The sequence below is a fragment of the Oribacterium sp. FC2011 genome, assembly GCF_000701645.1.
In the GTDB taxonomy this organism is placed as follows: domain Bacteria; phylum Bacillota; class Clostridia; order Lachnospirales; family Lachnospiraceae; genus Oribacterium.
Window position 1 is genome coordinate 28,944 of sequence record NZ_JNJM01000010.1, and the last position, 15,805, is coordinate 44,748.

The 15,805-nt window shown below is 40.9% G+C and carries 7 protein-coding genes and 1 pseudogene; 4 read left to right on the plus strand and 4 right to left on the minus strand.

Translation table 11 applies throughout. The annotated features are described in order from the left end of the window. Positions 1-60: 60 nt before the first annotated feature. Both T357_RS0109450 and T357_RS21165 read right to left on the minus strand, forming a co-directional pair. Entirely contained in the window at positions 61-4,887 is a 4,827-nt protein-coding gene (locus T357_RS0109450) for an SNF2-related protein (RefSeq protein ID WP_049962367.1), read from the minus strand. 343 nt (positions 4,888-5,230) lie between these two features. Continuing rightward, positions 5,231-5,383 (minus strand): hypothetical protein, encoded by a 153-nt coding sequence (locus T357_RS21165; protein WP_155991350.1) that lies wholly within the window; start codon positions 5,381-5,383, stop codon positions 5,231-5,233. A gap of 236 nt (positions 5,384-5,619) precedes the next feature. Here T357_RS21165 and T357_RS20260 point away from each other — a divergent pair, with 236 nt between their 5' ends. The 4 genes from T357_RS20260 (at position 5,620) to T357_RS0109485 (ending at position 13,234) form a co-directional block, all read left to right on the plus strand. Beyond that, on the plus strand, positions 5,620-7,542 hold the full coding sequence (locus tag T357_RS20260; RefSeq protein WP_049962368.1) for an AAA family ATPase: 1,923 nt from the start codon (positions 5,620-5,622) through the stop codon (positions 7,540-7,542). Between the two features lie 765 nt (positions 7,543-8,307). Next, complete coding sequence (locus T357_RS0109475; RefSeq protein WP_031551528.1) at positions 8,308-10,059, plus strand: hypothetical protein; 1,752 nt, start codon at positions 8,308-8,310, stop codon at positions 10,057-10,059. A gap of 165 nt (positions 10,060-10,224) precedes the next feature. After that, positions 10,225-11,571, plus strand: a complete 1,347-nt coding sequence (locus tag T357_RS0109480) for an MATE family efflux transporter (protein WP_044916650.1) — start codon at positions 10,225-10,227, stop codon at positions 11,569-11,571. Positions 11,572-12,127: 556 nt separating this feature from the next. Then, on the plus strand, positions 12,128-13,234 hold the full coding sequence (locus tag T357_RS0109485) for a sigma factor (protein WP_031551534.1): 1,107 nt from the start codon (positions 12,128-12,130) through the stop codon (positions 13,232-13,234). 346 nt (positions 13,235-13,580) lie between these two features. On the opposite strand, the gene T357_RS0109490 is transcribed toward T357_RS0109485, so the two are convergent. After that, positions 13,581-14,582 carry a hypothetical protein gene (locus T357_RS0109490; RefSeq protein WP_031551537.1) on the minus strand — a complete coding sequence of 334 codons (1,002 nt, stop codon included), beginning with the start codon at positions 14,580-14,582 and terminating at the stop codon, positions 13,581-13,583. Between the two features lie 354 nt (positions 14,583-14,936). Further along, positions 14,937-15,506, minus strand: a pseudogene (locus T357_RS0109495) (helix-turn-helix transcriptional regulator); the annotation flags it as partial. Positions 15,507-15,805: the final 299 nt, after the last annotated feature.

Consider the following 15,805-nt stretch of genomic DNA (forward strand, 5'->3'; position numbering starts at 1 on the left):
TTTTCAACCCTCGCCCCTTTACGGGGCGGGGTTATTGACTTCTCTTTATTAAACAGATATTTAAACTGCCTTGCTTGTAAGGTCAGGACCTAAATGCAGTGCTGCATCTATTTCTGCCTGACGCTTTTTGAGGTTTGCGAGTTCAAGTTCATGTACGAATGGCTTCTCTACAGAAACCTTTGCAGTAGCTATCTGCTGAACGGTGTTCTCAAGAGCACCTACAACGCTCACAAGGGAATTCCTCATGTTCTGTTCAAACTCAAGGATTCTCTTCACGTTAAGTGACGGTATAGCCGATGCATCAACAGTATTGGTAGACATTCCGGACAAAACGATAAGGTATCCGCTTCCGAACATGGAATAGCGGAGTACAAGATCCAAACCTCTGAAAGTACCTATCTTTTTGTCGAGGTTGTTCTTGGATGCCCTCATCCTGTCAACTGCATCACAGATTGCTTTACCGCACACCTTTTCTTCTGTGAAAGTAACACCTTCGATTTCGATTTCAGATAAGTCATTAGGAAATAACTCCATGATCTCGATATCGTTTTTAAGAAGGTACTTTCTCTTTGCAAGTCGTTTAAGTGAATCAGGGTATTCGTGAGCCAGTTTTTTCTCAAGTGAATACTTGGAGGATCTAAACTGGTTCTGAAGAAGAGTTAACTTCTTAACCTTAACGTCAACTTCCATCTTTTCCTTAAACAGAGGGTTCTGGCAGGCCAGAGCCTTTATTTCAGCGTAGCTTAGTGCTGTCTGGTCGATATCCTCGACAGCTCTTGCAGGAGATTTACTGGTCATTATCTGACCTATAAATTTCTGCTTTTGCTCAACCAACTGCCAGTTGTAAGCATCAAAGGTGCCCTTAGTTACATAGGTGTAAATGTGCACCTTCTCATTGAGGTTGCCCTGACGGACGATACGCCCGATTCTCTGCTCAAGATCTGCCGGCCTCCAGGGACAATCAAATAAATGCATTGCGATAAGCCTGTCCTGTACGTTGGTACCCGTACCGGCTTTCTTTGTACTGGCAAGGAGGATGCGTACTGCTCCAAGTCTTACTTTTTTAAACAGCTCCTCCTTTCTGATATCCGTGTTTGCTTCGTGGACGAATTTTATTTCTTCCTCCGGAACACCCCTTTTTACAAGCTTCTGCCTTATATCTTCATAGATATTAAAGCCAACGCTGTCTTTCTTTGGTGTTGCATAGTCACAGAATATCATCTGCGTAAGTCTCTGTGCCTCAGTTTCCTTGTAGATCTGATACACAGTTTCCACTAATGTGTTTACCTTGCTGCCTTTTTCATCTGGAAGAGACTGGTTTATTATTCGCTGATCCAATGCACATTTACGTCCATCGGTTGTTATCTTCAGCATATTATCTTCCTGAGAATCCACGCCGCCGGCACGCACACGGTCTGCGCGTTCTGACAGCGATTCAACATATTCCTTCTGAAAACGTGTGGGTTCGCACACTATATTATGTTCTTCCTTGTCAGGCACCGGCAGTTTAAGGTCTTCAGCAAGCTTGATGTCTGCAATTTCCTTAAAGAGACTCATAAGCTCCGGTAAATTATAGAACTTACTGAATCTCGATTTTGCCTGGTACTTTGTTCCTTCAGGAGCAAGTTCCACTGATGTCTGTATTTCCCCGAAGGTTGATGCCCATGCATCAAAATTCAAAAGCCCCAGGTCCCGAAGCCGCTCTTTCATGAGATACCTCATGTTGATGTACAGCTCGGATATCGAGTTTGCTACCGGTGTTCCTGTAAGGAATGTGATTCCATGACCACTTCCCACAGTTTCGCTCACGTATCGTACCTTCATTTCCATATCTGTACACTTCTGTGAAGCGTTGGACTTTACGTTGCCTATATTTGAGAGCTTTGTGACTACCATAAGGTTTTTAAACTCATGGCTTTCATCAACCACAAGATGGTCGATACCAAGCTCCTCAAAATACACAACCGAATCCTTTATAGCCCTGTTGTTAAGCTCATCAAGTTTTACTTCGAGCTTTTTCTTCATTGTTTCAAGCTGTTTTACTGAGAAATCCTTGGATTTTCCCTTTCTTGAACCATATCTTGGATCTATTTCCTGCAAAGATTCACTAACCTCGTTTATCCGCTCACGGATATATCGTCTCTCTGTGTCCGTGGAGAGAGGGATTCTTTCGAATTGTGAATGTCCGATTATGATTGCATCCCAATCGCCGGTGGCAATCTTAGACACAAACTTCTTACGGTTATTCTTCTTAAAATCCTTTTCCCTTGTGGCAAGGAGCTTTGCTGAAGGATAGACCCTCAAAAATTCCGAAGTCCACTGACGGATAAGATGATTCGGTACAACAAACATGATCTTGTTCGATATGCCGAGTCTTCTAAGCTCCATGGCTGCCGCAATGGATTCGGCTGTCTTGCCTGCACCGACTGCATGAGCCAGAAGAGTATTGCCGCCGTAGACTATTCTTGCCACGGCATCGAGCTGATGCTTTCTTAGCTTGAATTCGGGACACATTCCGGGGAACACAAGGTTGTCTCCGTTATATGTGCGGGGGACGGTGGAGTTGAATCTTGCATTGTAAATATCAACAAGATGTTCTCTCCGGTCCATGTCTTCATATACCCAGTTGTCCCAGGCCATTTTTATAGCGTCCTGCTTCTGCTGAGCTACCATGGTTTCGTCACGGTTAACAATGGTTTTCTCACCTCCGGATCCATCAGGGACATTTTCAGTCACCTTGGCGTCCTTGAGATTCAGACACAGTTCAAACAAACGGAAACCATTTATTTTAGGTGTACCGTAATCATTATTGGCCTTAACATTATCATTGGCATACCATGAATCCTTGTTTGTGACCGCATAAACCGAGTTGCAAGCACTGTATTTCACAGTAAATACATCTCTGTCATGCTGTGTGGTCTCAAACAGTTCATGCATGAACTGCTCGTAATATTCCGTCGGAACCCATGTGGCTCCCAATCGTACTGTAATGTCTGTGGCTTCAAGCCGTGGAGGAATCGCCTTTTCAAGTAGTTCCACATTTCTTTCAAATACCGGATTCTCTTTAGCTGCATCCTTTGCAAGAAACAGCTTTTTTCGTATATCTCCTGTAAGGTAATCATCTAAAAGTTCATAGGAACTATCCTCTGGATTTAAGATGATGTTATCCTTTAACTCACCTATGATTGTATCAATGTCCTTCTTATAAATATCAGACATATACGAGAAGTTGATGTATCCGTATTCCTGCATTGATGCTATAAGGGCATCTTTTGCAGTTTCTACAGAGGATACCTTCTTGTGACTGCGGATAGTCCTTTTTGTGAACATATCGGACAGCCCGCAAAACTCACCTTCTTCATCGAATAACTCCAATGAACAAAGGAGATAGTAAGAAGAGTCCTCTGAAAAAGCTATGGAATTCCCCCTTTTATTGATGAGGTTGTATTTTTTTGTGAAGCGGTTATACAAATCCATCATCCTGTTCTGTAGTCTATGAAGCTCCTCGTCCGTACAGTCATTCTGCTGGGCCTTGATGCAATCAAGTACGGAATCGCGGAGTTCTATAAGCTTAAGAACACGGTTTTTATCACCCCTTATTTTTACAGGGAACATAACCGAGTCCTGTCTGTAATAGATTTCTCCTTTGACTACTGTGTAGGTGTAGTTTCTGACATCGGGGGTTGCCGGAATAAGCTTATTTACGGATTCCCCTTCTTCAAAACTAACCTCTACTACGGATGCTTTATATGTGCCCTCTATAAGAGAAAGGGCATTCTCAAGCTGTTCACTGAGAGAAACTGCCATGTTGGGCTTAACTGTTAGCCTCATTCCAAACGGTCCTGTAACTTTCTCCATACCACCGAGTACCATTTCCGGATGATCTGTAAAATAAGAGTTTAAGCTTACATTATCGCCAAGGTCCTCTGTTTCCACCCATGGTTCCTCAGTGAGAAAATCCAAAGACTCTTTTTTCTGGAACATGAGTATGTCTGTTGCTACCTGTGTTCCAGCATTACTGAAAGCATTATTAGGAAGCCTGACAGCCCCTAACAAGCTTGCCCTCTGCGAGATGTACTTACGTACATTAGTTGTTTTCTTATCCATTGTTCCGGTGGATGTTATAAAACAGATCAATCCACCCGGCCTTACTTTATCTATGGCTTTAGCGATAAAGTAGTCATGGATCAGGAAATGGTGCTTGTCATAAGCCTTGTCGGACACCGAATAATCACCAAATGGTACGTTTCCGATAGCGAGATCAAAGAAATTATCGGAAAACGATGTCTTCTCAAACCCCATAACTGAAATGTTTGCCCTAGGATAGAGCTTTTTGGCAATCCTTCCGGTGATTGAATCAATCTCCACACCGTAAAGCATTGATTCCTCCATGGACTTAGGCAATGTACCAAAGTACACACCCACGCCCATCGATGGTTCAAGTATGTTTCCCTTTACGAAGCCCATTCTTTCAAGGCACTTATAAATAGCCCTTGGAATGACGGGATCTGTGAAATGGCTATTGTTTACCGATGCCCTTGCTGAACTATACTCATCTTCGGTAAGAAGGTTTCTAAGTTCTGCATCTCTTTCATCTGTAAAGGCCTTATCAAGTCCGCCCCAGCCAACATATCTTGCGAGGACATCCTTTTCCTCCTTTGTGGCATTTCGTCCCTCATCTTCAAGTTTTTTAAGAAGTGTAATGGCCTCTATATTGAACTTGTAGCGTTCCCTTGGAGTACCTACGGCATTTGTATCATCAGTGATGACATAGTTTGTCGCTGCCACTTCCTCGGTATGCTTATCAGGTGAGGTTAATGTATCTGTTTCTTCTGAACCCATATTCAACAGATCGAACATGGATAACTGGTTAAACGTGCAGTTCATAGACACCTCCTTCAGACATACTGTCCTTTCTGATACTTGAACTGCACTGGTTTCTGAATTTAGACAAAGTTTTCATTTTTGTCCTTTCTGGCAACTTTTTTGCCAATAAAAAAGACAAGTAACCGGCTTTCAGAATACATTCGAATGCTTTTAAGCTTTTCAGTTCTGTTCTTCGCCAAATTACTTGTGTTACTAGTTACAAATCAATTATGGAAAGGGAAATTGGAGATAAAGTATAAGATATATAGAATTGTGTGAAATAAATCATCAAATCACAAAAAAGCCCTTCGAAATCAAATACCAATGGGTCAGCGATTTGAAGGGCTGTGAAACAGTTATGACATTAATTCTCGTCTTCATCATAATAGACGTCATAAAACCTCGGGGTACATTCCCAAAGTCCCATAGACTCAAGGGATTCAGGTACTACCTGCCCATTTACTTTCTCGGCAAATTTCTTTGCCTGATATTCGCATGAAAATCTCTCTGAAGCCATAATTACCTCCCGGGGTTTTACCCCTTTAAAATTAAAAAATAATGATCAATTCTGTTTCAAATCTCCAGAATGACTAATATATAAACTACTTTTTAAATATGGGAGAGGATATTCCGGATAAGCTTCAAAAATCAAAAAACCAAGAATATTTTTAAGAAAAATCTATCAGCAGCCAAATTTCCCTCAAAATCCCTCCCATAATTCAGGTAAAAGAAAAGATTTTTTAGGAGGTAGGTATGTTAGACAGAAAAGCCGAAGAGAAATTTATAGAATATATTGAATCCATTAAAAGCATGGGCGTCCTTTTAGGAGGAGCGGACACATTGATGAATCAGTTCCAGACGGCCCTGACAGAATTCCTAGTAGGCATCTCTTCTGACGATAACATGCTTACAGACAGAGAAATGGATTTCATCAATAGCGTTACCGGTAATGAATACGAAAGCGGTCAGTTCCGCACCATAATGCAGATGAGCCGTAAATATGCATGCGATGCACCGCCTTTATATTTTGAGAGCCTGATGTCTTTGGATCACCGTCTTGGACCGATGATAGAGCATGATGACCAGAAGGTAGAAAGGACACATTACCGTTCCTGGAAGGCACTTGAGATTTTTGCGATGATAGGGAATCGCTTTTCGGCATTTGAAGCCGGTGAAAAGGATAATCTCAATAAAATCATAAAGAGAATGGATTATCTGAATACAGTTGCATCAGTTTTAGAGGAAAACATCGATAACAGACTTTATGATGTTTCAGTTCCGTATCTGCCACAGGTGCCGGGGTTTATCATTGGCGGAAGTTATGATGAATCTCTCAAGATACTGGAGCTTATGGAAGAAAACTGCCTGTATGGTATGGATACAAGCACTCCGATAAAAACCGGTGTATTTGATGCTGAAACCATGAAATACTTTGTAATCCTTCATACAAAATTCCTGAGTAATACTATTACGGAAGCAGAAAAGGAAGAGTATCTTTCATACATTTCTCTTGGAGCGTCACCTTCAGAAGATTACTGTTCTCCCGATACAAAAGATGGAGTAGAAAGCAAGGAAAATGAAGGAGAGCATCTGAAGCTTAGAGAGGAATGGAGACATTTAACTGAGACTGCATGGGAAGATAAATGCCAGTCACTATCATGTGATTATGACTATTCATCAGATGATGATTTTCCTGAGTTTACTACGGGTAACGAAGACGAGTATATAGAAAAGGCCAAGAAGAACATGACAGAAAGCAAGGAGACTACACAGGAAGAATACCCATATAAAGATAAGACATTATCTGAGCTAATATCGGAACTTGACAGCCTTCCAGGACTCAAATCCGTGAAGGAGACTGTAAAATTCACAATGAACCTTGCAAAAATGAACAAGCTTCGTAAAACAAGAGGCCTTAATGTTCTTTCACCCACTATGCACATGATATTCACCGGAAATCCCGGAACAGGAAAGACCACAATAGCAAGACTGATAGCTGCGATCTACCGTGAGATGGAGATACTACCCAAGGGGCATTTCATTGAGACAGATGCAGAAGGGTTAATAGGCGGATATGTCGGACAAACTGCTATAAAAACAAAAGACATGGTGCAGAAAGCACTCGGAGGTATCCTGTTCATAGACGAAGCATACATTCTTGCAAATAATAACCTCGGTGGCACCAATGATTTCGGAAAAGAAGCAGTGGCAACCCTCATAAAGCTGATGGAGGATCACCGAGACAACCTTGTTGTAATATTTGCGGGATATACAAAAGAAATGCAGGATTTTCTCAGCATGAATCCGGGTATACGATCCCGTATAAACACCTACATTGATTTTCCGGATTATAGCGGGAAAGAACTGACTGATATATTTAAACTCATGTGCAGTAAGGCAAGTTATTCTCCGAGCAGTGACTGCCTTAAATACACTAGGGAATATTTTGAGAAAAGATCAGCAGAAAAGATCGTGAACTATGCAAATGCAAGAGATGTAAGGAATTTCCTTGAAAAAGCAGCTGCTAATCAGGCTGACCGTCTGGCAAAGAATCTTGATGACAAGATAAGTAACAGAAATATCATGGCTCTCAATATGCAGGACGTTGAGAATGTAGACCTTAAAAAACAGGATGCACCGGACGAAAAACACCACCGATTAGGATTTTCGTTGTAACCAAGCCTTATCCCGTGAGTCCCCTCACATAATTTTTATGTAACAGATATAAGTAATTTGGAGTGGTCATGGCCACGGAAAGGAATAAATGAAAGGTTTATTATATGAATTTGATGAGAACACGGACCTACGATTTGTAAAAAGATCAATTAAGAAGGTGCTGGACGAGTATGGAATCGAGCCTCGGATAAAATCATTTGAGGATTCTGCTCATTTTCGCCAGAGTCTCCTTGAAGATGCGAATTATACTAGAGCCAGGAACCTAGTATCAGAGCGGATAAAGGCATAAAAGCTATATGATGAGAATGAAATCCTCAAGGAGCTACTGACTGACATGGCAGTTTTCTATTTTCTCCGTCTCAAAGAAGATATTGAAAGTGGAAATGTCACGAAAGCTGTCGACAAGGCACTTATGGATGTAAGGATTCAGCTTAGTTCGTGCTCTCCGGAAGGAGAATACAATGAAACTTGGAACAAAAATAATAAACATGATTGGATACCGAATCTTCAACAAGCTGTTATATAGACTCGTGAAGATCACCCTAAGAGCAATCTTTCATATTTGACCAAATGCACCCATACCAGTTGGGTGCATTTTTATATAACAAAGAAGCAAAAAAAATATAAGGTTAAATGGGGCAAAAAGAAGAAATTTAAAAAATTTTCAAATAAATACTGATACGTTCAAAACCCCTCCCATAATTGATTAGAATCCACTACAAAACAAATTAGCAATTGTAATCGAATATTCGAGGAGTAACATCTATGGAATTATTTAACACCGCAAGTGCCTATGCAAATATCCTTGTACAGGCAAAACTTCTTGTAGAACGGGAGCAGAAGGATGATAACGCTGCTCATGCACTAAATAATCGTCTCCACAATAACGCATTTTGCGGACTTCTGTATGAAGGCGCAGATTTTGAAGTGTTGGAAAGCGAATCCGGAAGACTTATAAGGATTAATTTCAACAATAACTCATACGTAGTTCCTGACAGAGCAGTAAGGAACATATTGAGAAATGACTATGACAGGATCATCGGCAGTAAAGAAGAACCTGAAACAGAAGATATATCATCAGAAATGAAGGAAGAGATTCTAAAGGAGTCAGCGTCCGATACGGTAATATCAACCATTGAAACAGAAGAATCAGTTTCTAAAACAGATTCTGATGAATCAAAGAAGCAGGCCGAAACTGGAAGCAAAGATGCAATGCCTAAGGCAGAGAATAAGAGGAAAACCGAGCCAACAAGAAGCAAGGGCATAATAGTGGATGAGGATGCCTTTTCTGTTGGAGGAGAACTTGACCATGCCATAGTTAACATAAATGAAGACGGCAGCGTGGCTGTTGAAGCAAGAAAGGAAAATGATGTTCCTGAAAAGAAGCCTGAAGACAACACTCCGCTTTCTGCCTTCACCGCTTATGCAAATGATATCGAAAGTGACCTGGAATCAGAAGATGAAGAACCGGATTTCCTTGAGAGAAGACCAATTTTCAAAAGAAAAAACATAGAGAACGTAGCATCTAAGGACAATAACACAGAGAGCAACACTGAGACAGTAAAAGAGGATCAGATCTTAAAGCATGGCTTCTTCAGAAAGAAAACCGATGCCGGAAACAATGAAAACATAAAGACGATTGTGAAACCGGCTCAGGAGTTATCAAGAAAAGGTTTTTTTTCTAAAAAGGATGAGTCTTTGAAAGTAGCGGTTTCATCCGACGACGAAAAAGAAAACGATAAGCCTGTAAAGCCATTGTTTGGATTTGCTCCCAAAAGGCCAAAACTCAACAAAGAAAAGGAAGAGGTAGTTCCTGAAGAAATCAAGGTATCCAAGCTTGAATTATTCGATGATGAACAGGAACCGGATCATTCAAATGACAGGGGTAAGCTCTTTAACCATATACATACAATCGTTCTGAAACGTAGTTTTGGGGCAGCTGAGATAGGCCCATATCGTTTTATCATCTGGCCTTCATGGATATACAACCGGACTACCGGAACTGCTTTTGCCGAGATTCTTGTGCATGTTACAGATCCTAATGACAAGGAATACATTTTTGTCACACAAAAGCGCGAGAATGAAATAAACATGACAATAGATGGCAAGACATTTAAAGTTTACGGTACATGGAATAGTGGCATTTTCACATCCCATGTAAGTCTAACCGGAAAAACTGCATCTATATATCAGCCAATAGAGGAAATAAAAAAGAATGTACCGGAGGATTTCAGTAATGAGTTCCTTGACCAGTTCCGCCTAGAAAAGAAAGGACAGCCATCTCTCTTTATTGTTCCATTCAAGTGTTATAACGGCGGAGAAGAATATATACCAATAATCGGCTTCGTAGAGTTAAATGGTGTAAAAACAGCACTCCCACGACTTCCCAGAAACGAGCTCCGTTATACATACGGCGGTATTGAGCGTGTGGTAAGGGGCTTCTGGAAAGAAGGAGTCTTTGATTTTACAAGCGATGACGCAAACAGACTAATATTGTTCAGTCAGGAAGGTGCCTGATTTTTTGAGTTTAAAAAGAGATTTAAATACAGTTAATGGTAAATGCTACTTACGTAAGCCCCAGTCTTTTTTTAAGTGCATTGACCATCTGACAGGCAAATGTTATATTGGCCCAGAATAACCAAACTTGTAAAAAATCTTACATGAAAGTAGGAGCTAAGTCGTATGCGGGACATGACAAATGGACAGCCCATAAGTCATCTGTGGCGGTTCGCGCTACCGGTACTTATGGGAAACTGGCTGCAACTTTTATATAATGCTGTGGATTCCGTTATCGCCGGAAGGTTTATCGGAAAAGAAGCCCTTTCCGCCGAGGGGATTGCTGCCCCTGTGATGAACCTGGTGATTTTGGGGATTTCCGGGGTCTGTATCGGGGCTGGAGTGCTGATGGGGGAGGCCTTCGGAGAAAAGAATCTACCCAAAGTCAGAAAAACCCTAGGTGGTATGCTTCGTTGTGGGATGATTTTCTGCCTCTTGGTGGTGGCGGCTGGTGTATATCTGACTCCTATGATCTTGAACTCCTTGTCAGTGCCGGATGACATCTTTCTGATGACATTGGTTTATCTCCGGATCACCTTCCTGGGAGCTCCGTTCACCTTCCTTTATAACGCGCTTGCGGCCGGTCTCAAGGCAGTGGGAGATTCAAAGACGCCCCTCAAATTTTTGGCCTTCTCCGCAATACTTAACGCATTGCTTGATCTGTTTTTCCTTGGATTTCTCCATTTCGGTATTGTCTGTAGTGCGGTCACTACAGTAGTTGCAGAAGCTGTTTCCGCTGTGCTGGCGGTGGTGTACATGCTTAGGAAAACCCGGGAGATTGTACCGGGAAGAGAAGATCTGAAAAGAGATCTTTTACTGCTTAGGAGAATACTTTCTTACGGCGGTCCGACGGCACTACAGCAGATGCTTCAGCCTATCGGCAAAGTACTTATTCAGGGCCAGGTGAATGCACTTGGTGTTGATGTAATTGCTGCTTATAATGCTGTTACGAAGGCAGATGATTTTGCCTGTATTCCTGCTCAGGGAATTTCTTCAGCTTTGTCCTCCTTCATGGCGCAGAATCGTGGAGCAGGGAAAAAGGAACGCCTTCTACCAGGCTTCCGAGCAGGGCTTAAGCTGGAACTTTGCTATTTCGTGCTTATCTGTACGGTGACATACCTTTTCAGAGAACCCTTTGTTCGTCTGTTCCTTAAAGCGGGGGACGCAGAGGCCATTGTCTGTATCGGAGCGGATTACCTTGGGTTGATGGCATTTTTCTATATTTTTCCGGCGATGACCAACTGTATGCAAGGCTTTTTCCGTGGCATGGGGGATATGAAGATAACCATTGTCCTTACAGCCATCCAGATTACTTTAAGGACGATCTTCACCTATGTGCTGGCGCCTTCGATGGGTATCCGGGGCATTGCGGTGGCGTGCACAGTTGGATGGTCGGCCATGCTAGTGGCGGCATTCATGCGCTTCAGGAAATGGCGGTATGAGTTAGCGGAATCCCGGGATTTGCTAATTTAACTGTTGACTCGTCAATTCTGCAAGCGTATAATCCCAATTGTCTGAAGCGGACGCTAAACCGTTAAGACATAGTGGAGAACAAATTCATACAGATGTAGATTCATATCAGCAGGTTTATGTTGATATTGTTTTCTATAGATGCGCGAATGGTTTTTCACTGAATTTATACCTGATACAATTACTAAGCCTTTCGCGAGATGCGGGAGGCTTTTTTGATTCTTAAAAACAAAATCATTCCTCCGCATTTTATGAATTTCACACTAAATTGTATTTAATCAAATACAAAAACCGGTTTAATCGAAAATTTCTATCAGCAGCCTTGTCCGATTTGTCGAGCACGTGATACTATGCTACAGTTGTTTTAGTAATTGTTCATATAATCAATCTATAGATTTTAGAATAATTGCACAAGAAATCATATTACAAGCTTACAGATACACCGGACAACAAAACAAAATATCCGGGCAGGATACATTGCAGGTTTTTGGGGTAGAAAAGCAACACGACTTAGGGGTAAAAAGAGTCGTAATGTATGTTTTTGGGGAGAGTATGTGAAATGATTAATTCAAGGGATAGTTTTAAAGATTATTTCAAAAACAAAGGGATGTCAGACGTTGCAATCGATGACATGTATGATGATGTTAATTGTGCTGATTATGAAGTTTGTGATTATGATGACAGTGAAGATGAGTCTGTCGCTCTTGACGATTCAGAAAAGAGTTTTGCCCGTGACGTTCTGCCTGATGCAGAGATAAAACCAAAGGAAGAGATGATTAAGATCTTCACACGAATCGCAGCCGTCGTAAATGATCCTGATTCCATGGAATATGAGATCCAGGATGCACAGGTTGAAGCACTCTCTTATATGAAGGGTGTTATCAGATCCATCATAAGCACAAAGTTCAAAGAGTATGTAAGAAGGGATCCTTCTTTCGCTGAAGACCTTACACAGTCAGCATGTGAAAATCTCATCAGAAACCTTGGCAAATATGATGGTTCAAGGGGAATAGCTCCTTCTACATTCTTCTATATACACCTGAAGTCAGGAATGGTTGCTGTTACAAATGAAATGAAGAACTGCACATCGTCCAGCGATGCAGCACTTCGTCGCAAGATCAATAAGATCGACAAGCAGTGCAAGGAATATGGCTATGAAGCTACTATTAGGGACTACATCGTAGAGACCGGGGAATCTCGAAGCAATATCGAGACAACTCTCCGTGCCATGAAGATTAAGACAGGTCACCTTGATGCAATGGAGCAGTATGATTCATACATCGCAGGTGACGAGAGCCAGTCACTCGCATATGAGAATCCAGAGTCAGCAGCTATTCGCAAGGTACTTGGTGAGAAGATTGTAGAGAGATTATCAGAAATCTGTGTAGATGAAGATATTTTCCTTTTTGAGATGAACAGAATAGAGCACATTGATGTACCTGAGATTGCCAAAAGACTTGGAAGAGTCGGAGAGGAAGATAAGATCCGTCGTGCTGTTAAGGAAGTAGTAACTGCAGCTAGTTTTGATCCTGTTATCAAGAGACTTGCAGCCGGACTTGGTTATGGCAAAGAGCCAAACTCATCTCTTTTAAATATCATTAATCTCAGCTCACAGGATGAGAATATGCTCGATCTCGCTCCTGAAGAGGGGTATTTGGTAGTTTAGTAAAGCCTTGTAAGACTGAAAAAATAGTAGCGTATCCGATATTTCGGATACGCTATTTTGGTATTAAAGTAATGATAGTACAAAATATAATATTTAGCTCTTTAGGCGACCTTGTTGATAAAAATTTTTGTTTCGTCATTATGCACAAAAAGTCATATTGATTTAATCTTTATTAATCAAGCAAGAAATTCTAATTTTATTCTTTCAAAAATACAAATTATATTTGTTGATAATTAAAAATAATATGCAAAAAGCGGTACATAGTGACCACCGCTTTTCTTTTATCCTCTTTTGCAGAATTCTCAAAATTTTCAAGTTTTTAAAATGCCCTTATTTTAATGGCTTTTTATGCTGTCCAATCATGGAAACTCACATTATTGTCTTCGTTATCCGATTCGTACAGTTTGCCTCGACCTGAGTTGTTCTTAGCACGTTTAACCTTGAGAGCCTCAGGAGTGGATTCTGCCTGAACGGTACTTTTATAAACCTTCTTAGTGCCATCTGCGGAGACCTTCTTTCCCCCCGGGTTGCCGTCACCCTGAGAGGCATGGGAAATGCCTTTGAAAACTGGCTCCTGCTGTTTTCTGTCATGGTCAACTGTTTCAGTCCTGTTATCATCATTATCAGTTCTTTCATCAGAGATGCTGTTATCGCTGTCCTCTTCAGCGTCATCCTTCATCTTTCCTGCATTTCGGATTTCCTCTTCTCTTGCCTCCGTGATTTCACGCTCTGCTTCACGTTTTTCGGCATCTGTCGGAAGCTTTGCATATTCGCCCTTTTCTGCGAAGTTCTTGAATATCTCCTGCCTCTTCGTGAGCTTTCTGTACTCTGAGGCACAGACTGCCAGCTTATAGGATTCTGATATATGAGGATTGTTGGTAACTGAATTGACCTTACTTAAGGATGCGCCTGCTTCATCTGAAATGATACGCTGTGCCTCCTCCTTGGTCTTTGCAGCCTTAAGTTTTTTCTCAAAATTCTTGATTTCATCTTTTTCAGCTTTTATCTCTGAATACAGCTTGGAATCTTTCTGTCGGATATATTCCAGCTCATCCGGGGACAGATTTTCCCCATACATATATTTGGTCCGAATCTTGGTGAGCTTTTCGTCAGAATCCTCCTTCTCTGCATTCATCTTGTAGGCATCCACAATCTGCTGTGCCTCTGTCCGGATAGTATCACGCACTTTTTCGGAAGTAGTCCTTCTGTCATGATTTACGGCAGTGGTCTCTTTCGATGTAAAATCACTTTCGTTTTTACGTCGCTCTACCTTTTGCTTCATTTTCTGCGTTTTGGAATAGTTCCCAACAGTCCCGTAACGCGTAAAAAAAGACATATCTATACTCATAGTAATCTCCATTCTCCACCGTTCCATCGGTAGAAAAACGTACACTACACCTATTTCACTAATCGGTATATCGGCTAAAATCACAATAATATAAAGCTCTTTAGGCGACTCCCTTGTTAATTAAAAATATAATTTTTCTCTTGTAGAAAACATAATCAATCCCAACCTTTTCTAAAGTAGTTTATCAACAAATAACTCTTACATTGAAATATATGTATCATGAATAAAATAATTGTTTAAAAATTAGCTCAAAATAAGGACTTAGACATCTTGCCTAAGTCCTTAAATTTTAGCAATTCTTTGTGCAATATTTCAGGCATCAAAAAGGTCGCCTAAAGAGCCTAATATTTTAAACTAGAGGAAGCGCAATAGGGCATAGTCCATCAGATGGTTTGAAGCCCAAAGCGAAAAACATTGTCTCCTCCTGACCACCCCATACTGAAACGGTTGTTGCTCTAACGTGATACTTAGAATTAATCCAGAAAAAAAGTCAATAAACACACTTTCATATATTTCAAAACCGTTACGAATATAGGCAGACATCTCACTTGTCTCTTCTGTAAGTTCACTAAGGTCAAATATACCGATAGCTTGGTTATCATTGCGACGGAAAAGCAAGAAAATGTGATCGGCTTTCGGATAGTAGAATTTTATAATTTGCTGGTCCCCAAGTTGAGAATCATCACTGTCAGATTTGCTATTTAATGCTGTAAAAGCAAGACCTAATGCTCCGTGCTCATACATTAGTGAACAAAGAGAATCCTTATCCTTCTCCTGAAGATTGCGAATGTAAAAATTCTGATTCTCGACGATAGCTTTATCTGTATATATAAGATCTTCTATAGAGATGGAAAAAAGTTTTGCCAACTTCGCAACTGTGTAAATATCGGGAAGACTCTCACCTTTTTCCCACTTTGCAACAGCCTGACGAGTTACGGAACAATGTTAAGCAAGGTCTTCCTGTGTCAGTCCCAGGTTTTTTCTATAGTTTGTTATTTTATCTCCGATATTCATTTGAGTTCCTCCGGAATGTTTGATGCCTCTATTCTAACAGGGGTTACAGAGATTCTCTATTAACTATTATTTGCGTCCGACGCAACTGTAGGTTGCGTAATCTAATTCTTAGTTGATTATCTTTTTTTAATTCATATATAACGATAGATAAATTTATTTTAACCAAGCCATAAAAAAGTATAGGCACGAAAAATACAAAAGTGGAAAAA